Origin of the sequence: Nocardia takedensis NBRC 100417 (assembly GCF_000308695.1) — a bacterium.
In the GTDB taxonomy this organism is placed as follows: domain Bacteria; phylum Actinomycetota; class Actinomycetes; order Mycobacteriales; family Mycobacteriaceae; genus Nocardia; species Nocardia takedensis.
The window spans coordinates 77443-102610 of sequence record NZ_BAGG01000061.1 but is presented as its reverse complement, the minus strand read 5'-3'; the positions used below and the strand labels follow the sequence as shown (position 1 = coordinate 102610).

Below are 25168 nucleotides of genomic sequence, written 5' to 3'. Positions count from 1 at the left end.
ACCGGCGCTACTCCCGCGCCGCCGAGGTCATCGATTCGGTCTCGGCGCCGATCATGAACCGTTGCAGCACCGGGCCGATCACCCCGAGGGCCTCGGGGTGGGTCAGCTCGAGGTGACGCGCGTCGACCACGGTGTTGTGGATGCGACCGGACACGTGCGGCCGCCAACTGTTCGCGACGGCGTAGTGGTCGCCGCGGTCACGGCCCGCGGTGAAGAAGACCAGATCGCCGTCGAACAGCGCGGGGCGGTACTCGCCCGCGATGGTGTCGGCGGTCCGGAAGCTCTCCATCAATCGGTCGACCTGCTCGGCGGTGAACATCCCGGTGCCGACGACCTGATCGCGGATCACGCCCCACGCCTGCTCGTGGGTCTGCGCGGTGACGGCGTCGCCGAGCTCGAACAGCTCACGCCACCCGCCGAGCAGATCGGCCATCAGCTCGCCCGGAACGGCCTCGCCCGCGCCGTCGAGATCCACGTCCGCGCCGCCGGCCAAGCTGTCCAGGATCGCCAGCATTCCGACCTCGGCGCCCTCGCGCTGCAACCGGACCGCCATCGCGTGCGCGATCTCGCCGCCCAGCGACCAGCCGAGCAGGTGGTATGGACCGCTCGGTTGCACCCGTCGGATCTCGGCCACGTACCGCTCGGCCAGTTCGTCCACCGATCGCGCGCTGGGCTCGCCCGCGACCACGTGCGGGTCCTGCAAACCGTAGACGGGACGGTCCGCGTCGAGGTGTTCGACCACCCCGCCGTAGAACCAGGCCAACCCGCCCGCCGGATGCACGCCGAACACCGCCGGTTTCGTCCCGCCCGCGCGCAGCGGCAGCAGCACCTGCAACCCCGAACCGCCCTCGGACTCGTCGGCGCGCCGTGCCAACGCCCCCGGGGTGGCGTCGTCGAACATCCACGGCAGCGAGATCCGCACGCCGCGGGCGCGCGCCTCGGTCACCACCGTCGCCGCCAGCAGCGAGTTGCCGCCCAGGTCGAAGAACCCGTCGGTGACGCCCACCCGCTCGACGCCGAGCACTTGGGCGTAGACCTCGCAGATCACCCGCTCCGAATGGGTTCGCGCGGCGACGAATTCGACGCCCGCGTCCTCGAAGACCGGTGCGGGCAGCGCCGCGCGGTCGAGTTTGCCGTTGACGGTCAGCGGCAGTTCGTCCAGCACCACGATCGCCGAGGGCACCATGTAGTTGGTCAGCACCCGGGCCGCGGCGGTGCGGACCTCGGCCGGATCGACCGACTGCCCGTCCGTGCCGACCACATAGCCGATCAGCTGGTCCACGCCGCTCTCGTGGCGGTGCACCGCGGCCGCGGCCCGCACCACCTCCGGATGCCGCAGCAGGGCCGACTCCACCTCGCCCAGTTCGATGCGGAAACCGCGCACCTGCACCTGGGCATCGGCACGGCCCACATACGACAGCTCCAACCCGCGCGGCGTCCGCCGCCAGCGCGCGACGTCACCCGAGCGGTAGATCCTGGTCCCGTTCGCGCCGAACGGGTCGGCCACGAACCGCGCCGAACTCAGCGCGGGCGCGCCGAGGTAGCCGCGCGAGAGTTGGTCGCCCGCGAGGTAGACCTCGCCCGCGACCCCGATCGGCGCGGGCCGCAACCGGTCGTCGAGCACGTAGGCCCGCAGGCCCGGCAGCGGCGTGCCGATGGTGCCCGCCGACTCGGCGGCGTCGAGTTCGGCGACCTCGGACCAGGTGACGTGCACGGTGGTCTCGGTGATGCCGTACATGTTCACCAGCCGTGTCCGGCCCGGTGTGCGCCCCTGGAACCACGGCGCCAGACGGGCCGTGTCCAGCGCCTCGCCGCCGAACACCACGTAGCGCAGCGCCGATTCGCCCGCGGGGCAGCCGGATTCGCGGTACCGGCGTTCGGCGTCGGCGAATCCGTAGAAGGCGGACGGGGTCTGGCTCAACACCGTCACCCCTTCGCGGGCGACCAACTCCACGAACGCCTCCGGGGTGCGGGAGGTCTCGTAGTCGACCACCACCACGCGGCCACCACCAAGCAGCGCGCCCCACATCTCCCACACCGCGAAATCGAAGGCGTAGGAATGGAACATCGTCCACACGTCCGCCGGGCCGAGGTCGAAGCGCTGACCGGCGTTGGTGAACAATGTCACCACCTGACGGTGGGTCACCGCGACGCCCTTCGGGCGACCGGTCGAGCCGGAAGTGTAGATGACGTAGGCGATCCCGTCGGGCCGAACCGTTACCTCGGGGGCGGGCACGGTGGAGTCCGCCACGTCCTCCACCAACAGGACCGGTGTGCCGGTGTCGGGCACCCGATCCACGGTGGACCCGCAGGCCAGCACCACCGCCGGCCGCGCGTCACCGAGGACGAAGCGCAACCGCTCGGCCGGGTAGGCCACATCCAGCGGCAGATAGCCGCCGCCCGCCCTGATCACCGCGAGCAGACCGACCACCAAGTCGACCGTGCGCGGCAACGCCACCGCGACCAGCGATTCCGGGCCGACGCCGAGTTCCACCAGGCGCGCGGCCAACGCGCCCGAACGCCGCTCCAGCTCGGCGTAGGTGATCGCGCAGGTGCCGTCGGAGGCCGCCACCGCGTCCGGGTGCGCCGCCGCCACGGTCGAGAACCACCGCGCCAGTGAGATCTCCGGCACCGCGGCGCTGTCCGTGCCCGCCGCGGCGAGCACCAGGTGCCGCTGCGTCGGGTCGGTGATGTCGATCGCGTCGACCGTCATCGACGGGCTCGCGGTGACCGCGTCGAGGATGCGCACGAACGCCGCGGCGACCCCGCGCATCGTCTCCTCGAAGAACAGGTCGGCGGCGTAGGTCAGCCGACCGGTCATGCCGTCGGGGCCTTCGACCACCTTCACGTTCAAATCGGCCTGGGCCTGGTCGAACCCTTCCTCGATGGGTTCGATGACCAGATCGGGCAAGGTCAGCGACGCCGCCGTGAGGTTCTGCACGTCCAAGGTCACCTGGTAGACGGGCAGGTGCGCGGTCGAGCGCGGCGGGTTGAGCATGTCCACCACCTGCTCGAAGGCGACGTCGGCGTGGCCGAAGGCGGCCACGTCGGCCTCGCGGACCTCGGCGAGCAGATCGGCGAAGCGGTGATCCGGTCGCACCCGGGCGCGCAGCACCACGGTGTTGACGAACATGCCGACCAGATCGTCGAGTTCGCGTTCCCCGCGGCCCGCGACCGGTGTGCCGACCGCGATGTCGCCGAGACCGGACAGGCGCGACAGCAGCACCGCCAGCGCGGCGTGCAGCACCATGAAGGTCGTCGCCTTCGCACCCCGCGCGACCGCTTCGATCCGGTCGCGCAGCGGCGCCGGGATCGTGAAGTCGACGCCCGCGCCGCGCATCGAGGCCACCGGCGGACGCGGCCGGTCGGTGGGCAGTTCGAGCAGTTCCGGCAGTCCGGCCAGGGTGTCGCGCCAGAACCGCAACTGCTGGGAGACCAGCGACTCGGGATCGCTCTCCGCGCCGAGCATGTCACGACGCCACAGCGCGTAGTCGGGGTAGCCGATGGCCAGTTCCGGCCAGGCCGGTTCGACGGCGAGCCTGCTCGCCTCGTAGGCCATCGCGACATCGCGCGCCAGCGGAACCATCGACTGACCGTCGGCGCAGATGTGGTGCACGGTGATGACCACGACGTGATCACGCGGATCGAGCCGGAACAGTTCGATGCGCACCGGGGGGGCCTGGGTCACATCGAAACTCGCCGACACCGCCGCCGTGACGCGTTGCAGGATTTCGGCCTCGCCGACCTGGACGGGTTCCAGCGCGCCCACGACCTGGTCGACCTCGACGATGCGCTGGTGCGGGGTGCCGTTGGTGACGGGGAAGGCGGTGCGCAGCGATTCGTGCCGCTGCACGACCAATTCGCACGCCCGGCGCAGCGCCGCGAGATCGAGGGCGCCGCGCAGGCGGATCGCCAACGGAATGTTGTACGCGCCCACCGAGGTGTCGAACTGGTTGAAGAACCACATCCGCTGCTGGGCGGGCGAGAGCGGGATCAACTCGGGCCGTTCCCGGCGGGTCGGGGCGACCCGGCGGGTGCGTTCGGCCGCGGCCAACCGCTGCGCCAGCGCCGCGACGGTGGGCGCCTCGAACAGGTCGCGCACCCCCACGCGCACCTCCAGCCGCGCGGCCAGACGCGCGGCGACCTTGGTGGCCGTCAGCGAGTTGCCGCCCAGATCGAAGAAGCCGTCCAGCGTGCCGACCCGGTCCACGCCCAGCACGCTCTCGAAGGTTTCGGCGACGACGCGTTCGGCCTCGGTGCCCGGGGCGATCCATTCGTGCCGGTCGGCGAATTCCGGGGTGGGCAGCGCCGAGCGGTCCAGTTTGCCGGTCGCGGTGAGCGGCAGGTCGTCCAGGACGACGACGGCGTCGGGCACCATGTGGCCGGGCAGACGCAGACGCGCGGCGGACCGGACCTCGGCGGGGTCGAGACCGTCGGCGACCAAGTAGGCCACCAGGCGGTCCACACCCCGCTCGTCGGCGCGCAGCACCACCGCGACCCGTGAGACCTCGGGACGCTCGGCGAGCACGACCTCGATCTCGCCGAGTTCGATGCGCTGACCGCGGATCTTGACCTGGAAATCCCGGCGGCCCAGGTACTCCAGTGTGCGGTCGGACTTCCAGCGCACCAGATCGCCCGTGCGGTACAGGCGATTTCCGGGCGCGCCGAACGGGTCGGCCACGAACGCGCCCGCCGTGAACGACGGCCGGTTCAGGTAGCCGCGGGCGAGCTGGATACCCGACAGGTACAGCTCACCGGCGACGCCCACCGGCACCGGGCGCAGCCACGCGTCCAGCACGACCGCGTCCACGCCGCGGATCGGTCCGCCGATGGTCACCTCGCCCTCCGCCGACAGCGCGTCGCTCATTGCCACCATGATCGTGGTCTCGGTGGGGCCGTAGCCGTCGAAGACCGATCGGCCCGGCGCCCAGGTCGCCACCGTCTCCGGGGTGACCGCCTCGCCGCCGATCACCAGCACCCGCAGGCAGTCCAGCCCCTCGGGCGACATCGTCGCCAGCACGCTCGGGGTGAGGAAGGCGTGCGAGACCCGTTGCGCGGCGATGAGTTCGGCCAACTCGGCGCCGGCGTAGACCTCCGGCGGCGACACCACCAAGGTCGCGCCGTTGGCATGGGCCAACAGCAGTTCCAGCACCGTCGCGTCGAATCCGGGTGCGGACACGCCCAGCACCCGCGCGCGGTCGTCGGCCCGGAAGCGCTCGCGCTGCTCGGCGGCGTGATTGGCCAGACCCGCGTGGGTCACGGCCACACCCTTGGGCGTGCCGGTGGAGCCGGAGGTGTAGAGGACGTAGGCGATGTCCTCGACCCGACTGGGCCGCACACGGTCGGCGTCGGTGACCGAATCCTGCGGCCACCCGGCGATGGAGACCTCCACGTCCGGATCGTCGAGAACCAGCAACCGCAGCCCCTCGGGCACCACGTGCCGCGAGACCGCGACGGTGATCGCGACGCGGAGACCGGAATCGGCGACCATGCCCGCGACCCGTTCGGCCGGGTAGCGCGGGTCGATCGGGACGAAGCCCGCACCCGCCTTGGCCACCGCCCACACGCCGACGACGAACTCCACCGACCGGCCCATCGCGAGGCCGACCAGATCGCCCGGACCGATGCCCCAGGCGATGAGCTGGCGCGCGACCCGCGTCGACCAGGCGTCCAGTTCGCCGTAGGAGCAGGCGTGCCCGTCGGCCACCACGGCGGTGGCGGATTCGTCGCGGACGACCAGCAGATCGGCCAGCGGCCAGGGCTGTTCGGCGGGCCTGCCCGCGGCGGGGACCAGTTCCGCGCGTTCCAGATCCGACAGCAGATCGATCGAGCCCACCGCGGCGGACGGGTCCTCGGCCACCAGGCGCAGCGCCCGTTCCAGCCGCGCGGCCAGGCGCGCGGCTGTCGCGTCGGTGAGGCTGCCGCGCTGGTAGCGGACCCGCACGTGCAATGTGTCGAGCAGATGCGCCTGCACGGTGATCGGGTAGTGCGCCGCGTCGGTGCCCGATCCCGCGACCACGCGCATCCCGTCGATGTCGGCCTCGCCCAGACCGCTGCTGTCGACCGGGTAGGACTCGAAGACCACCAGCGTGTCGAACAGGTGCGGCGCTTCGACCGCTTCGAGGATCCGCGACAGTTCGACGTGGTGGTGGTCCAGCATCCGGGTGCTGTCGGCCTGCACCTCGCGCAGCGCCTCCTCGATGCTCTGCCGCGCGCGCAGCGTGACCGGCACCGGGATCGTGTTGATGAACAGGCCGATCATCGATTCCACGCCGGGCAGATCGGCGGGGCGACCGGACACGGTGCCGCCGAACACCACCCGGTCGGCGCCGAGCAGATTGCCCAGCACCAGTGACCACGCGAACTGCACCACCGTGGCCATCGTGATCTCGCGGGCCCTGGCGAATTCGGTGAGCCGCGCCGTCACCTCGGGTTCGAGGTCGATCGGCAGATCGACGGGCAGGTCGACGGCGGCGGCGCCGCGCACGTCGGCGACCAGACTCGGTTCGCCGACCTCGCCCAGCGTCTCGCGCCACGCGGTGATGCTCGCGTCCTCGTCGCGCTCGGCCAACCAGCCCAGGTAGTCGCCGTAGCTCGCCGCCGCGGGCAGCAACTCGGCCCGTGCGCCGGTGGCGTAGAGCGCGATCAGCTCGCGCCACAGCAACGGCAGCGACCAGCCGTCGAGCAGCAGGTGGTGCGCGGTGAGCACCAGGTGGAAACGCCGGGGCGCCACGGCCACCGTCAGCAATCGCAGCAGCGGCGGTTCGGCGGTGTCGAACGGCCGCGAGCGTTCCGCGGCGATCAACTCCGTCAGCGCGTCGTCGCCCGCGGTCACCTCGGCGCGCGACCAGCACGGCGCGACCTCGGCGGGAATCACCTGGGCGGCAACACCGTCGGCCGTCCTGGCGAATCCGGCGCGCAGGTTCGGGTGCCGTTCCAGCAGGGCGCGCAGCGACCGCTCGAGGCGGTCGGTGTCGAGGTCGCCTTCGATCTCGAGCACCGACTGCGCGGTGTAGACGTCGACGCCCGCGCCCTGGGCCAGTTCGGCGTGGAACAACAACCCCGCCTGCAACGGCGCGGGCGGCCAGACGTCGGCGAGCCTGCCGTAGCGCTCGGCGAAGGCGTCCAGGTCGGCGCGCGACAGGTCGATCAGGGTGACATCCGAAGCCGAAAGCCCCCAATCGTCCTCGTGTTCGGCGGCCGTGGCCAGGGTGGTCAGTACCCGCACCCACTCCTCGGCCAGTTCGACCACCGCGTCCTCGTCCAGCAATCGGGACGCGTAACCCAACCGCGCCGACAGCACCGGACCGGACGCGGAATCCAGGACGTTGACGTCCACGGTCAGCGTCGCGGCGGCGGGCATGTCCGAGTCGAACGCGGCGGTGCGATCGAAGTCGTCGTCGGTGGGAATCCAGGCCACCTCGGCCAGCGCGGACATGTCCATGCCGACGCGCCCGAGATTGTTGAAGCTGATCTGTGGGCGCGGGGCGTCCGCCAGACGCGGCGCGGTGCGCGGATTCAAGTGGCGCAGCAGGCCGTAACCGATGCCCTTGTCCGGGATCGCGCGCAGTTGGTCCTTGACGGCCTTGACCGCCGCGCGCGGATCGGAGCCCACACCCGTGAGATCGAAAGCGACCGGGTAAGCGCTGGTGAACCAGCCGACGGTCCGCGACAGGTCCGCGCCTTCCACGACCTGTTCCTCGCGGCCGTGGCCCTCGAGCAGCACCGTCATCCCCGCGTGGGCGACCCCGCGCCGCTGCCGCCACCGCGTGGTGGCCACCGCGAGCGCACCCAGCAACGCGTCGTCCACGCCGCCGCGCGCCGCGCGGGGCACGGTGTGCAGCAGCGCCGAGGTGACCTCGGTGGGCACCGTCACCGTCAACCCGCGCACGGTGGCGTGGGTGTCGAGCAGCGGATCGAATTCCGCGACGCCCAACGGCGGATCGGCGGGACCGCTCATCCGCTGCCACAGCGCGAGTTCGTCCTCGCGCCGCTGCGCCGCCTCGCCGAGCGCGTGCGCCCAGCGCCGCATGGAGGTGACCGGTGCGGCCAATGTCACCGGTTGGCCTCGGGTGATCTGTTCCCAGGCGGTCGCGAAATCGGGCACCAGGATGCGCCAGGACACCGCGTCGACCACGAGGTGGTGGATGACGATCAGCGCGCGCGCCTCACCGTCGATCCCCTCCTCGGGCAGCAGGCACACGACCTGCACCATTTGCCCGGCGGCCGGGTCGAGACGATCGGCCGCCGCCCGCGCGCCCGCTTCGGCGGCGGCGGCGAATCCCGCTGTCCCCGGGACGCTTCCGGCGTCGAGGCGGTGGATCAGGACGCAGTCCCGCGCGTCGAGCGCGCCGGGCGGCGGCACCTCGAGGCGACCGTCCACCAAGCGGGCACGCAGCATGTCGTGGCGGTCCAGGACTGCGCCGACGGTCGCCGCGACCTGCTCGCCGCGCGCCGTGGCGGGCAGGCGCACCAGCATCGACTGCGCGAAGCGGTCCTTGTGGCCCGGCCGGTCCAGGAACCAGGACACGATCGAGGTCGGCGGGATCTCGCCGATCCCGCCGCCGGGCAATTCGGCCAGCACCGTGCGGCCCGCCGACTCGGCCACCGCGGCCAGCTCCCGCACGGTCTTGCGCTCGAAGATGTCGCGCGCGGTGACCAGCACGCCGACGGCCTTGAGCCGGGCGGCCAACTGGATGACCATGATCGAGTCGCCGCCGTGGGCGAAGAACGACGCGGTCGCGCCGACCTCGGGCAGCCCGAGCACCTCGGCGAACGCGGCGGCGATCGTGGTCTCGAGATCGCCCTCGGGGGCGACGGCGTCGGCCGCGAGCGGAGCGGCCTCCGGTTCGGGCAGCGCCTTGCGGTCCACCTTGCCGGTGGAGGCGAGCGGCATGGCGTCGAGCACCGTGACGGTGGCGGGCACCATGTGCGCGGGCAGCGCGGCCCCGAGGTGGGCGCGCAAGGCCGCCGGATCGAGCCCGCCGTCCGGTTCGACCACCACGTAGGCGGCCAGCGTCAGGCCACTCGCTCCCGGGCGGGTCACCGTCACGGCCGCGGCCACCCGCGGATGCGACATCAGCGCGGCGTCGATCTCACCCAGTTCGATGCGCTGCCCGCGGATCTTGACCTGGAAGTCCGAGCGCCCCACATATTCCAGCGCGCCATCGGCGGTCCAGCGCACGAGATCGCCCGTGCGGTACATCCGCTCGCCTGACCCGCCGAACGGATCGGCGACGAACGCACCCGCCGTCACGGCGGGCCTGCCGAGGTAGCCGCGCGCCAATCCCGCGCCCGCGAGGTACAGCTCGCCCGCGACCCCGATCGGAGTGGGCCGCATCCGTTCGTCGAGCACCACTGCGGCGGTGCCCGCGATGGGACCGCCGATGGTGATCCGGTCGCCCGCGGCCAGCGGTTCGCTGATCGTGGTCACGATGGTGGTCTCGGTCGGACCGTAGATGTTGTGCAGTCGCCGTCCCGGCGACCAGGCCGCGATGGTCTCGGCGCTGACCATCTCGCCGCCGACGGCGAGCATCCGCACCGAGGACAGACCGGTGGCGCGCAAGGTGGCCAGCACGCTCGGGGTGAGGAACGCGTGGGTGACCTCGTGCGTCCGGACCAGGGCGTCCAGTTCCGCGCCGCCGAAGACCTCAGGCGGCGAGATCACCAGTGCCGCACCGGCCGACAGCGCCATCAGCGATTCCAGTTGCACCGCGTCGAAGGCGGGTGCGGCGACCTGGAGGACCCGCGACGAGGGTTCGACCCGGTAGCGCTCACGCTGGACGTGCATGAACGGTGCGAGCCCGGCGTGGGTGACCACGACGCCCTTGGGCGTCCCGGTCGAGCCCGAGGTATAGACCAGGTAGGCGGCGTCGTCCATCCGCAACGGACGCGGACGGTCCGCGTCGCCGACGGGCGCGTCGGAGACCCCGGCCAGTTCCGTGCGGAAGGCCGGATCGTCGAGGACCAGCCAGCGCGGGCCTTCGGGCAGCGCCGCCGTGGCCGCACCGACCGTCAGGCCCAGAGCCACACCGGAATCGGCGATCATGTGCGCGATGCGCTGAGTGGGGTAGCGCAGGTCCACCGGGACGAAGGTGGCCCCGGTCTTGGCGATCGCCCACATCGCGACGTGATAGTCCACCGACCTCGGCACCGCCAGTGCGACGAACGCGCCGGGTCCGGCGCCCGACGCCAGCAGGCGCCGCGCGAGTCGGTCGGCCCTGCGGTCGAATTCGGCGTAGGTGAGTGTCTCGTCCACGCCGATCAGCGCGACGGCATCGGGGGTGGCCACCGCGACCGCGCTCAACAACTCGGGGAACAGCGCGGCCGGAGCCGGGTCACCGCCCCACGCCGGCACCAGTCGTTCCGTCTCCGCCGTGTCGAGCAGCGCGATGTCGCCCACCCGCCCGCCGGGTTCGGCGGTGACCGCCTCGAGCACGCGCACCAACCGCGCGGCCATCGCCTCGGCGGTGTCGGCGGTGAACAGATCGGTGGCGTAGACGATCTCGCCGTCGATGCCGCTGGTCGGCGTGCCCGCCTCGCGTTCGGTGAACAGCACCGTCAGATCGGTCTTGGCCTGCGCCAGACCGGGATCGAGGACCTCGACGCCGAGTTCGGGCAGTTCCAGTCGCACCCCGCCCGCGTGCTGCACGCCCACCATCACCTGGAACAGCGGCGAGTAGGCGGCCGAACGCGGCCGGTCCAGGATCTCCACCAGCCGTTCGTAGGGCAGATCGGCGTTGGCGATGGCCGCCAGGTCGATCTCGCGGACCTCGGCGAGGTAGTCGCGGAACGACGCCTCCTCGGGCACGCGGGTGCGCAGCACCACGGTGTTGACGAACATGCCGACCAGATCGTCGAGTTCGCGCCTGCCGCGGCCCGCCACCGGCGAGCCGACGCAGATGTCGGGGTTGTGCGCGGTGCGCGCCAGCACGATCGACAGGGCCGCGTGCAGCACCACGAAGACGGTGACGCCTTCGCGGTGGGCCAGGCTCACCACGGCTTCGTGCAGGGCGGCGGGGACGTCGAAGCGGACACTGCCGCCCAGCATCGACATGCTCGCGGGCCGTGGCCGGTCGGTGGGCAGGTCGAGCAGTTCCGGGGAACCGGCCAGCGCCTCGGTCCAGTAGGCGATCTGGCGGCCGATCACCGACTCCCGGTCGTCCTCCGAACCCAGCGAATCCCGCTGCCACAGCGCGTAGTCGGCGTACTGGAGGGCCAACGGCTCCCAGTGCGGCGGCGTCTGCGCGCAGCGCGCGTGGTAGGCGGTGAACACATCGCGGGCCAGCGGCGGCATCGACGCCCCGTCGGCGGCGATGTGGTGCACCACGACCACGAGCACGTGCTCCTCGACCCCGGTGCGCAGCAACCTGGCTCGCACCGGAACGGCCCGCGCCACGTCGAAGCCCGCGCTCACGGTGGCGGTGATCCGCTCCACCAGCGTCGACTCCTCGATCCGCTCGACGTCGAGGCCGAGTTCGGCGGCCACCAGATCCGCGGGGCGGACGACCTGGCGCGGTTCGCCGTCGACGGACGGGTAGACCGTGCGCAGCGGTTCGTGCCGGTCGAGGACGTCCAGGAACGCGGCGCGCAGCGCGTCGACGTCCAGGCTGCCGGTCAACCGCACGGCCAGGCAGATGTTGTAGGCGGCCGAGTCGGTGTCGAGTTGGTTGAGCAGCCACATGCGGCGTTGGGCCGCGGCCAGCGGTACCACGTCCGGGCGTGGGCGCGGCGCGGGAGCGGCGGACACGGCGGGCGCGCGATCGGCCAACCGCTCGGCGAGATCCGCGACGGTCGGCGTCTCGAAGATGTCGCGGATGCCGACCGGCACACCGAGGGCGGCCTCGGCCCTGGCGGCGATGCGCGCCGCCGAGAGCGAGGTGACGCCGACCTCGAACAGGTTCGCCGTCACGCCGACCCGGTCGACGCCGGTCAGTTCGGCGACGATCGCGGCCAGCACCGTCTCGCGTTCGTCGCGCGGTGCCACGAACTCCTCGCGGTCCTCGAACACCGGGGCGGGCAACGCTTTCCGGTCGAGCTTGCCGTTGGCGCTCAAGGGCATCTCGTCCAGGACGACCACGCCCGCGGGCACCAGGTAGGCGGGCAGCACGCGCGCGAGTTCGGCGCGCACGGCCCGTCCGTCCAGTTCCGCGCCCGGCACGGCCGTGACGTAGGCGACGATCCGTTCCGGCGTAACGACGACCGCCGCCCGTGCCACCCGTTCGACCTCGTACAGCGCGGCTTCGACATCGCCGGGTTCCACGCGCTGGCCGCGGACCTTCACCTGGAAGTCGCGGCGGCCCAGGTATTCCAGCGCGCCCGCGTCGGTCCAGCGCACCAGATCGCCGGTGCGGTAGAGCCGCTGACCGCCGAACGGATCGGCGACGAAGGCGGCGCAGGTCAGATCGGGTCGGGCGTGATAGCCGCGCGCCAATTGCACACCGCTGACGTAGAGTTCGCCGACCACGCCGACCGGGACCGGGCGCAGCCGCGCGTCGAGGACCCGGGCCCGCATGCCCGCGACCGGCGCGCCGATCGGGACCGTCGCACCGGGCTCCCCCGGCGCGGGTTCCGCCCAGGTGACGACCTCGGCTTCGGCGGGTCCGTACCAGTTCACGATGCGCGCCCGCTCGAACACCGCGGCGGCGGTGTCGGCGGTGCGCCTGGTCAGCGCCTCACCCGCGACGAACACCCGCCGCACCGAGGCGAGTCGGTCGCGCGCGGCGGACTCCAGCAGCACGTCCAGCATCGACGGCACGAAATGCACCGTGCCGACACCGTATTCGGCGATCGTGTCCACCAGGTAGGCGGGGTCGCGGTGACCGCCGGGGGCGGCGACGACCAGTCGCGCCCCGGTCTGCAAGGGCCAGAACAGCTCCCACACCGCGATGTCGAAGGTGACGGGGGTCTTGAACAGCACCGTGTCGGTGCTGTCGTGCGGCCACCGCCGTTGCGCCCAGGCCAACTGGCTGACCGTCGCGGCGTGGGTCAGGGCCACGCCCTTGGGCATACCTGTCGAGCCCGAGGTGAACAGGACGTAGGCCAGATCGTCCGGTCGCAGCGGGGCGTTGCGCTCGGTGTCGGTGATCGGCGCGTCGGACAGGTCGCCGAGGTCGAGATGGTCGACGCGCTGACGTTCGTAACCGGTGGGCAGTCCGCCGCCGTCGGCTTCGGTGGTGAGCACCAGCAACGGCCGCGCGATCTCGAGCACCCGCTGGATGCGAGCGCCCGGATGCGCGGGGTCGATCGGCAGGAAGGCCGCGCCCGCCGCCGTCACCGCGTACAGCGCGGTGACCAGGTCGGGCCCACGCTCCATGGCGACCGCGACCACCGTGTCCGGACCGGCCCCGACCCGGATCAACCAGCGCGCCAACCGATTCACGCGTCCGGCGAACTCGCCGTAGGTCCAGCTCGGGCCGCCGGGCACGATCACGGCGGGCAGGTCCGGCGTACGCGCCGCCTGTTCGGCGAACTTGTCGGCGAGCGTGCCGGTGGCGACCGCGTCACCGGTGTCGTTCCACCGGCGCAGTAGGTCGGACTCCTCGGCGTCGAGCAGATCCAGCGCACCCACGGCCAGATCGGCGTCGGAGCTGACCGCGTCCAGGATCCGCACCAATCGGTCGGCGAAGCGGCGCATGGTCGATTCGTCGAACAGGTCGGTCGAGTAGGTCAGCCGCAGCGCGATGCCCGCGGGCTCGTGCCGGGGGCCGAACTCCTCGGACACCATCAGCAGCATGTCGTAGATCGCGGCGCTGTCACCGGGATCGACGTTCTCGACGGTGAGTTCCGGCAGTTCCAGGCGGGCGCGCGCCATGTTCTGGTAGGCCAGCATCACCTGGAACAGCGGGGTGTGCGACGTCGAGCGCGCCGGGGCCAGTTCCTGCACCAACTGCTCGAACGGCACGGTGGCGTGGTCGAACGCCTCCAGGTCGGTGTGACGCACCCGTTCCAGCAGTGCGCGGAAGGTGTCGTCGGGGGCCACGCCGGTCCGCATGACCAGCGTGTTGACGAACATGCCGACGAGGTTGTCCAGCGCACGGTCGCCGCGACCCGCGTGCGGGACGCCGATCGCGATGTCCTCGCCGCCCGAGAGCCGGGCCAGCAGCACCGCCAGCGCGGAGTGCATCACCATGAACGGCGTGCTGCCGGTGCGGCGGGCCAACTCCCCCACCCTGGCCTGCACCTCGGCGGGCACGCTCGCGCGCAGGACCGCGCCGCGCTGGGTGCGCACGGCGGGGCGGGGCCGATCGGTCGGCAGGTCCAGCCGATCCGGGATGCCCGCCAAGCGGTCACGCCAGTAGGCCAGATCGCGGGCCGTCGGCGACTGCGGATCGTCGGCCGAACCGAGCACCTCGCGCTGCCAGAGCGCGAAATCGGCGAACTGCACCGGCAGCGGCGACCACCCCGGCTCGGTGCCGGCCACGCGAGCCCGGTAGGCCGTGATCACGTCGGCGACCAGCGGGGCCACCGAGAAACCGTCGCAGCTGATGTGGTGCACGGCCACCGCGACGACGCGATCGGAGTCGGACAGCTCGAACATCGCGACCCGCACCGGGACGCCGTGCGAGACCTCGAACCCGGTCCCGCGGAATTCGCCCAGTGCGGCGGCGAGCCCGTCCTCGGTGGTCGGGCGGGGCGTGAACTCGTGCGCCCCGACGACCTCGGCGGTGTCCAACACCACCTGGGTGGGCACGCCGTCCACGGCCGGGTAGGTGGTGCGGAGGATCTCGTGCCGCTCGACGACGTCGGCGAAGGCGGCCCGCAGCGCGTCCCGATCCAGCGGTCCGGTGATCCGGATCGCCATCGGCACCACGTAGCCCGCCGAGTCGGGCTCGAACTGGTTGAGGAACCACATGCGGGTCTGCGCGTGTGACAACGGGATCCGCTCGGGGCGTTCGGCGCGCACGACCGGCGGCAGACTCGGGGCAGCGCGCAGTCGCGCGATCGCCTCGGCCAGGCCGGCCACCGTCGGCGCCTCGAAGACGGCGCGCACCGGAATCTCGACATCGACCAACGCGCCGATCCGGCTCAGCGCCCGGGTGGCGAGCAGGGAATTGCCGCCCAGCTCGAAGAATTCGTCGTCGGCGCCCACGGCGGCGACGTCGAACAGGTCGCCGAACACGCTCGCGACGGCCTGCTCGAGCGGTCCGCGCGGCGCGCGGTACTCCGCGACCGTCCGGCCGCGCTCGGGGGCGGGCAGCGCGCGGTAGTCGATCTTGCCGTTCGGGGTCAACGGGATGGCGTCCACGCGCAGGATCGCGGCGGGCACCATGTAGGCGGGCAGGCGCTCGAGCAGGTGGGCGCGGACCGCGGCGACGTCGACGCTCTCGGCGGCGACGATGTGGGCGACGAGGCGGTGCTCCCGACCCTCCGCACGCACCTGCGCGACCGCGGCGCTCACCGCGTCGTGGGTGCGCAAGGCGGCTTCGATATCGCCGAGTTCGACGCGCAGGCCGCGCACCTTGACCTGGGTGTCGGCGCGGCCGACGTAGCGCAGTACGCCGCTGTCGTCCCATCGCACCAGATCGCCGGTGCGGTACATGCGCCTGCCGCTCTCCACCGGATCGGCGACGAAGCTCGCCGCGGTGAGCCCGCGACGCTCGTGGTACCCGCGCGCCAATTGCACACCGCCCAGGTACAACTCGCCCGTCACGCCGGGCGGAACCGCGCGCAGGCGCGCGTCCAGCACCCGCACCGAGACGCTGGATTCGGGGACGCCGATCGGCACCGCGCCGTCGTCGAGTTCCTCGATCCGGTGGGCGGTCGCGCTGACCGCCGCCTCGGTCGGGCCGTAGAGGTTGTCGATCCGCGCGGCGCTGACCTCGCGGAAGCGGCGGACGGTCGCGGCGGGCAGTGCCTCGCCGATGCACAGCACCCGGCAGTGCGCGCCGAGGGTGTCGGCGGGCGCGACCTCGAGGAAGGTCTCCAACAGCGAGGGCACGAAATCGACCGTGGTGACGCCGAATTCGGTGATCGTCCGGGCCACGACCCGCTGATCGGTGTGCGCGTCGGCGGGCGCGACGACCACGGCCCCGCCGCTAGCCATCGCCGTGAACAGCTCCCACACCGACAGGTCGAAGGTCACCGGGGTGCGCAGCAGCAGCACCTCGCCGCCGTCGAGCGCGTAGTGCTCGCGCATCCACCGCATCTGGTTGACCACCGCGGCGTGCGGCACCGCGACGCCCTTGGGGACGCCGGTCGACCCGGAGGTGTAGATGACGTAGGCCAGATCACTCGGCCGCAGCGGGCGAATCCGATCGGCGTCGGTGACCGGCGCGGTGTCGTCGGCGGTCAGGTCGGCCTGCGACCAGCGCGGCAGGTCGCCGGGCAGCGACACCTCGTCACCGGCCCTGGTCAGCACGGCGAGCGGCCGCGCGGTCTCCAGAACGGTCGCGGTGCGCTCGGCCGGGTGATCGGGGTCGATCGGCAGGTACGCGCCGCCCGCCGCGTGGATCGCGTACAGCGCGGCGAGCAGGTCCACGCTGCGGCGCATCGCGACCGCGACGAGGGTGTCGGGGCCAACGCCGCGACCGATCAATCCGCGCGCGAGCGCGTTCACCCGCGCCGCGAAGGCACGGTAGTCCAGGCGCGCGCCCGATTCCGCGTCGATGACCGCGACCGCGTCCGGATGGGCGGCGGCGGTCGCGGCGAACATCTCGGCCAGGGTGCCGGACGGCTCGTCCACGGCGGGGCCGGTCGACAAGGCGACCAGTCGGGCCGCCTCCGCCGTGGTGAGCAGGTCGACGTCACCGAGCGCGCGACGCGGATCGGCCACCGCCGCGCGCAGCAGACGCAGGTAGCGGTCGAACAGCACCGAGACCGTCCACTCGTCGAACAGGTCGGTGGCGTAACCGAATTCGACCGCCATATCGGCGGGCGCGCCGTCGGGGCCGACCGCGTCGACCAGGTTGAGGTGCAGGTCGTACTTGGCGACGCTGGGATCGATCATCCGCGCGGCGACCGTGAGTCCGTCGAAGGACACCGTCGGGATCTCGATGTTCTGGAAGGAGAAGCCGACCTGGGTCAGCGGCGCGTGCGCGGTGGAGCGCGGCGGATTGAGCACCTCGACCAACCGCTCGAACGGGACGTCCGCGTTCTCGAACGCGGCCAGGTCGGTCGCGCGCACGGCGTCGAGCAGCGCGACGAACGACGCGCCCGGATCGACGCGGGTCCGCAGGACCAGGGTGTTGACGAACTGACCGATCAGGCCGTCCAGGCCCGGTTCGCCACGACCGGCCACCGGGGTGCCGACGGCGATGTCGTCGCTGCCCGACATCCGTGCCAGCAGCGCGGCGAAAGCGGCGTGCATGACCATGAACACGGTGGTCTCGCGCCCGCGTGCCAAGGCGATCAGATCGCGGTGCAGATCGGCCGGGATCCGGGCGCTGACAGTCGCGCCGCGGAAGGACTGCCGCGCCGGGCGCGGACGGTCGGTGGGCAGGTCGAGGACCTCGGGCAGATCGGCCAGCGCGGTGCGCCAGTAGTCCGTCTGGGCCGCTCCCGGACTCTGCCGATCGTCTTCGTCGCCGAGCAGATCCCGTTGCCACAGCGTGTAATCCGCGTATTGCACGGGCAACGCCGCGAACTGGGGCGCGACCCCCGCGATCCTGGCCCGGTATCCCACCGTGAGATCGGCGGCCAGCGGCGCCAGCGAGGAACCGTCGATGCTGATGTGGTGCACGACCAGGATCAACGTGTGGCGGCGGGGACCGCTGCGCAGCAGGGTGATCCGGCACGGCGGTTTCGCGGTGACGTCGAAGCCCGCACGCGATTCCGCCTCGATCCGGGCGGCGAGTTCGTCCTCGGCCACCTCGATCGGCGTCAGGTCCGGCAGGGCTGCCGCCGCGGGCAGCACGACCTGGTGCGGCCCGCTGTCGCTGTCGGGGTAGACGGTGCGCAAGGTCTCGTGCCGTTTCAGCAGGTCCGCGACCGTCGCGCGCATCGCCGCCACGTCCAACTCGCCCTCGAGTTCCACCACGACCGGCACGTTGTAGAGCGCCGAGGCGGGATCGAAGCGGTTGAGGAACCACATGCGGACCTGGGCGGGCGAGAGCGGGATGCGCTCGGGACGCTCGCGCGGCGCCAGGACGGGCCGGACGACCCGTTCGGCGACCCGCAGGCGCTCGGCCAGCGCGGCGACGGTCGGCGCCTCGAACAGCGCGCGCAACGGCACCTCGGTGTCGAAGGCCACGCCGAGCCTGCCCGCCACGCGAGTGGCGGACAGCGAGTTGCCGCCCAGGGCGAAGAAATCGTCGAGCGCGCCGACCTGGGGCGCGCCGAGGATCTCGGCGAAGGCTTCGGCGACGGTCCGTTCGGCGGCGTCGCGAGGTTCGACGTAGTCGGCGCCCGTCGCGAAATCCGGGGCGGGCAGCGCAGCACGGTCGATCTTGCCGACCGAGGACAGCGGCAGCGCGGCCAACACCGTCACGGCGTCGGGCACCATGTGCGCGGGCAGGCGCTGTCCGGCGTGACGCAGGAGTTCGGCGGTGTCGATCGGCGCGCCTTCGGCGGGCACCACATAGGCGGCCAGTCGGGTGTCCGAACCCACGGGGACACCGAGCACGACCGCCGTCCCCACCTCGGGACGCGCGGCGAGCACGGCCTCGATCTCGCCCAGTTCGATGCGTTGACCACGGATCTTGACCTGGAAATCGCCGCGACCAAGATATTCCAGGGTGCGGTCGGCGCGCCAGCGCACCACGTCGCCCGTGCGGTACATCCGCGCACCGGGTGCGCCGTACGGATCGGCCACGAACGCGGCGGCCGTGGCGGCGGGCCGGTTGAGGTAGCCGCGCGCCAGTTGCACGCCGGCCATGTAGAGTTCACCGCCGACGCCGACCGGCGCCGGACGCAGCGACGCATCGAGCACGGTGGCCGCCATGCCGCGCAGCGGACCGCCCATCGTGACGGGCTCGCCGACGCGCAGCGGATCGCTGATCGCGACCATGATCGTGGTCTCGGTGGGCCCGTACCCGTTGAACAACTCACGGCCCGGAGCCCACACCGCCACCGTCTCCGCCGAGACGGCTTCGCCGCCGGCGACCAGGACCCGCAGCGATTCGGCGCCCGCGGGTGACATGGTGGCCAGCACGCTGGGCGTGAGGAAGGCATGGGTCACCCCGTGCGCGCGGATCAGATCCACCAGTGCCTGCCCGGCGAACACCTCGGGCGGCGAGATCACCAGCGCGGCCCCGTTGGCGTGGGCCATCAGCACTTCGAGCATGACGGCGTCGAAACCGGGTGCGGCGACCTGGAGTACGCGGGCGCTCGCGTCCACCCGGTACCGATCCCGCTGTTCGGCGGCGAAATTCGCCATGCCCGCGTGGGTGACGGCCACGCCCTTGGGAGTTCCGGTCGACCCCGAGGTGTAGAGCACGTAGGCGACATCGGCGGTGCGCGCCCGGCGCACCCGGTGGCGATCGGTCACCTTGGCGGCCGACCGCTTGCCGATCTTCTTCTCGGTGGCCGGGTCGTCCAGCACGATCGCGCGCACCGTATCCGGCAGCGACGCGCGCGCGGCTTCGACCGTCAACGCGAGCGAGATCGCGGAGTCGGCGAGCATGTGGCCGATCCGCTCGGCCGGGTAGCGCGGGTCGACCGGGACGAAGGCGGCGCCCGACTTGGCCACGGCCCACAGGCCGACGACGAATTCGGCGGACCGCCCCATGGCCAAGGCGACCTGGTCGCCCGGGCCGACACCCGCGGAGATCAGCTCGCGGGCCAGCCGGGAGGACCGCTTGTCCAGTTCGCCGTAGGTCAGCACGCGCTCGCCGGCGAGCACGGCGGGCGCGTCGGCGTCGCGCGCGGTGAGCACCTCGGCCAAGACCCGCGCGGGTTCGGCGGCGGGGCCTCGTGCGGGCAGCAGAGCGGCGGATTCCCGCTCGGAGAGCACCGGTACGGCGCCGACCGGCCGTCGCGGGTCGGCCACGATCGCGGCCAGCACGCGGTTGAGGCGCGCGCCGAACTCCTCGACGGTGGCGCGGTCGAACAGGTCGGCCGCGTAGTTGAGCCGCAGCGCCACGTCGCCGCCGTCGGCGGTGTTCTCCGCGACGGTGACGATGAGGTCGACCTTGGCCGGTTCCGCGCCCGGGTCCAGGATCTCGACCGTCAGGTCGGTGAGTTCGGCCTGTGCGCGCTGGGTGTTGTCGAAGACCAGGTAGACCTGGCACAGCGGGGCGTATGCCTGCGAGCGCGTCGTCTCGACCTCGTCGACGATGCGTTCGTAGGGGAGGTCGCCGTGGGCGAAGGCGTCGATGTCGTCCTGGGCGACGCGGGCCAGGAAGGTCGCGAAATCCTCCTCGGGCCGCACCCGGGTGCGCAGCGGAACGGTGTTGACGAACATGCCGATCAGCGGTTCGAGCGCCCGCTCGCCGCGTCCGGCCACCGGCGTGCCGACGGCCAGATCCGTGGCGCCCGACAGCCGCGCCAGCAACGCGGCCAGCGCCGCGTGCACGACGACGAACGTGGTGACCTTGTTCGCGCGCGCCAATTCCCGCACCGCCGCGAAGGTTTCGGCGGGGATGACGGTGCGCGCGACCTCGCCGCGCAGCGAGGCCCGCGCCGGGCGCGGGCGATCGGCGGGCAGTTCGAGCAGCGGCGGCAGACCCGCCAGCCGTTCGGTCCAGAACCGCAGTTGCCGTGCGGCCAGCGAGTCCCGATCGGCGGGATCGCCGAGCAGCTCGCGGTGCCAGACGCTGTAGTCGGCGTACTGCACGGCCAGCGGCTGCCATTCGGGAGCCTTGCCCTCCGCGCGCGCCTTGTAGGCGGTGGCGACATCGACCGCGAGCGGCCGCAGCGACCACCCGTCGCAGCTGATGTGGTGCAGGACGACCACCAGGACGTGCTCGCGCGCGGATTCGCGCAGCAGCGCGGCCCGGATCGGCACGTGGTGGCGCAGGTCGGTGCCGACCGAGGCCACCGCCAGGACGCGGGCGGCGATCTCGTCGGCCGTGACCGGGACCGGTTCGAGTTCCGGGACCACCTGTGTCGCCGACAGCACGACCTGGGTGCCCGCGCCGTTGACGTCGGGGTAGACGGTGCGCAGCGATTCGTGGCGGTCTATCACGTCGGTCAGCGCCGCGCGCAGCGCCTCGAGGTCAAGCTCGCCGCTCAGGCGCAGGACCAGCGGGATGTTGTAGGCCGCCGAGGTGGGGTCGGCTTGATTGAGCACCCAGATCCGGTTCTGCGCGGGCGCCAGCGGAACCGGCGCGACCCGGCGCGCGGCTTTCAGCGGCGGTCGCGCGGCACGCTGCGCGCCGACCAGGATGGCGGCCAGTTCGGCGACCGTCGGGGTGCCGAACATGTCGCGCACCGAGATCTCGCATCGTGTCACCTCGGCGATGCGCACGGCCGCGCTGGTGGCGGTGATGGAGTTGCCGCCGAGCTCGAAGAAGCTGTCGCGCACGCCGATCCGCTCGACGCCGAGCACCTCGGCGAACACGTCGGCGATCAGCGCCTCGAGATCGGTGCGCGGCGCGACGTAGGGCGCCGCGGAATCGAAGACCGGTTCCGGCAGCGCGCGGGTGTCGAGTTTGCCGTTGGCGGTCAGCGGCAACGCGTCGAGCACGACGAGGGCGGCGGGCACCATGTACTCCGGCAGTCGTTCGCCGACGTGCGCGCGCAGTGTCGCGGCGTCGCAGACCGCCCCGCCCGCCGGTACGACGTAGCCGACCAGCGCCGCGCCCTCGGTGTCGGGCAGGTGCACGGTGGCCACGGCCGCCGCCACCGACGGGTGGGTGAGCAGCGCGTCACGGACCTCGTCGAGTTCGATGCGGAAACCGCGCAACTGGACCTGCTGGTCGGCGCGACCGCGATATTCCAACTCGCCGCGGTGATTCCAGCGGGCGACGTCACCGCTGCGGTAGAGCCGCGAACCAGCCGGGCCGAACGGGTCGGCGACGAACCGCCCCGCGCTCAACGCGGGCCGGTTGAGGTAACCGCGCGCGAGTTGCCCGCCGGAGACGTAGATCTCGCCCCACGCACCGAGCGGGGCCGGCCGCAGTCGGTCGTCGAGGACGTAGGTGCGCAGGCCGGGCAGCGCGCGACCGATCGTGCTCGGCGCGCCGGGGACCGCCGATTCCCTGGTCAGCGCGAGATAGGTGACGAACACCGTGGTCTCGGTGATGCCGTAGCTGTTGATCAGCACCGGCACGTCGGGGTTCTGCTCGTACCAGTGAGCCAACGACCCGGGTTGCAAGCCCTCACCGGAGAGCACCACTTGGCGCAGCGACAGCGGACCGTGCGCTTGCCCCGCGTCGGTGTAGCGGCGGTGGGCGGCCGCGAATTGCTGGAAGGCCGACGGGGTCTGGCTGAAGATCGTGACCCGCTCGCGCGCGCACAGCGCGACCACGTCCTCGGGGGACCTGGATGTCGGACCGTCCACGACGACGAGCCTGCCGCCGGTGACCAGCGGCCCGAAGATCTCCCAGATCGAGTAGTCGAAGGCATAGCTGTGGAACAGTGTCCACACGTCGCCCGCGTCGACGCCGAAACTCGCGCACGAGTTCGCCAAGTAGGTGACCGCCGCGCGGTGGGTGATGGCCACGCCCTTGGGCCTGCCGGTCGATCCGGAGGTATAGATGACGTAGGCCAGATCATCCGGGCGCAGCGGCAGCGCCGGCCCGGTATCGGCGGCGGGCTCCGCGCTGTCGAACAGCACGATCCGCGACGGATCGGCGGGAATGCGCTCGACGAGGTCGGCGCGGGTCAGCACGGCCACGGGGGCGGCGTCGTCCAGGACGTAGGCGAGCCGGTCGGCCGGGTGGCCGAGATCCAGCGGCAAGTAGCCCGCCCCGGACTTGAGCACCGCCACCGTGGCGACGATCAGGTCGGCGTCGCGGGGCATGGCGACGGCGACCAGCGCCTCCGGCCGTGCTCCCCGCGCGCGCAGCACCCGCGCGAGACGGTCGGAGCGTTCGTCGAGTTCGCGGTAGGTCAGCGTGGTCTCACCCGCGGTGACGGCCACGACGTCGGGGGTGGCCGCGGCGCGGCGCACCAGCATGTCCACCAGCGTCCCGGCGGGTTCGGCGCCGTCCACGCCGGCCAATTCGTCCAGGATGCGGGTGCGCTCGGCGGAGTCGAGCAGCGGGATGTCCACGACCGGGGTGGTGGGCGCGGCGGCCACCAGGGCGCGCAGGAATTCCACGAAACGGTCGGTGTGCGAATCGAGTTCGTCCTGGTCGTAGAGATTCGCGTTGCCGTGCAGCTCGATCAGCAGCGGCGCGCTCTCGCCGGAGCGATACATGTTGAGTTGGAGGTCGTCCAGGGTGCCCGAGGTCAGCGCCCGGTAGCGGCCGACGGCCGAGCCGAGCTGGATCTCGTTGTCGAAGAACAGGATGTTGACGATCGGGCCGAACGAGTTGGCGGTGGCGTCGAGCGCGTCGGATTCGCGGCGCAGATCCTCGAAACGGTAGAGCTGGTGGCGCATCGCGGAAACCAGTTCGGTGACCGATGCGCCCACGATGTCGCCGACGGTGGTGGAGGCGTCCACGGCGAAGCGGATCGGCACCATGTTGGCGAGCATGGCCGCGGCGTTGCGCAGGCGTTTGGTGACGCGCGCGCTCACCGGCAGGGACAGCACGACGTCGTCGCGTCCGGTCATCCTGGCCAGGAACGCGGCGAAGGCGGCGATGACGACCTGCGCGGTCGAGGCGTCGTAGTCCTCGGCGAAACGGCCCAACGCTTCGGACAGATCGGCCGGGATCTCCTGTCCCGCATACCGATCGACCTTGTGCCAGCGCGCGGTGCGGCCCGCCAGGCTGACGGGTTCGGGCAGGCCCGCGACCTTGTCCAGCCAGTAGGCGCGGTCGGTCTCGAACCGGGAACTGGTGCGGTAGCTCTCCTGCGCCCGGACGACCTCGCGCAGGTCGGCGGCCACGTGCGGCGCGGGCGAGCGGCCCTCGACCAGCGCGTTGTAGTGCTCGGCCAGGCGGGTCATGATGTTGAACGCCCCGTAGCCGTCGATCACCAAGTGGTGGGCGCGGGCGTACCACAGGTACTTGTCCTCGCCGAGGCGGATCATCCTGGTGGCGGCGAGCCGGTCGCGGCTCATGTCGACGGCCCTGGTGTTGTAGTCGCGGTTCATCCAGGCCATCGCCGCCGCGTGCGGGTCCTCCTCGTCGGCGAGGTCGAGGATGGGTTCGGCGAATTCGAGGCTGTAGTCGACGTACTGGTAGGGGCGGCCCTCGACCTCGACCACGCGCACGCCCATGGCCTCGGTGTCGTGACCGGCCTCGTTGACCGCGCGGGTGAAGGCGGCGTAATCGATCGGGCCCTCGATCTCGACGTACTGGGCGATGTTGACCGGCGGACCGCCGGGCAGGTTGTCGGCCAGCCACATGCCGTACTGCGCGCTGGAGAGCGGGATCAGGTCGCGCTCGTTGTCCCCGGTTCCATCGAACTTCCGATTCATACGTATGACCCCTAACTCCACCTCTGAGGGCGAAGGCATGGCGAAACCACACCTGCGTTCCGCATCCGAAATTTCCCCGATTACGCAATTACCTACGGTGCGACGACACGACCGCTCCCGTGGCGGTACCGATCATCCGGCCACGTGCGGTCCCCCGGGTGGATCCCGAAATAGACAGCAACACGGTTTAGCGCGGTGGAAACCCAACTTCATTACCACATACTCCAACATCTCCAAAGGTGAAACGAGGACGTTTTGCGTGCGATGAAGCTATCGAGCTCAGAGGCGCCCAGCTAGCGGGCGGCATTCTCCGACAGTCTAGACGGATGGAACTCCCCCGGGACAGGGTCACCCGTGGGGCCGATATCTTGTTCGTCGCCCACGGCTCGTACGTTACGGAAGCCCCTCGCCCCCGCCCCGATCCCCGGACTACCGCATTGACCAGTTGATACGGTACCGATTCGGCGACGATGCGGCCACAGCGGGTCGATCTTCCCGCGGCGCACAGCGGCCGACCTGGAGCGATGGAAAAAGCACCGACCGCCCGGTCCGTGCCCGGTCACCGCCGCTCCGACACCATTCGCCCGAATCGTCGGGAATCCCCCGATGACTTATCCAGCGAACGAAAACCGACCGTCCCGGGACGAAGAACAACACCCGCCCATAGGCGACACGCCGTTCGGCACGCCAAACAACGCCCAGCGATTCGCCGGTAATCACCCAGCGAATGGCCGGTACATTTCTCTCCCGCATCTGTGA

Annotated in this window: 1 protein-coding gene; it reads right to left on the bottom strand. The window is 71.8% G+C overall.

What is annotated here, in order from left to right:
* Window positions 1-7 precede the first annotated feature (7 nt).
* Window positions 8-24409: a non-ribosomal peptide synthetase gene (locus ON30_RS12720; protein WP_051029256.1), complete on the bottom strand. Its 24402-nt coding sequence runs from the start codon at window positions 24407-24409 to the stop codon at window positions 8-10.
* Window positions 24410-25168 lie beyond the last annotated feature (759 nt).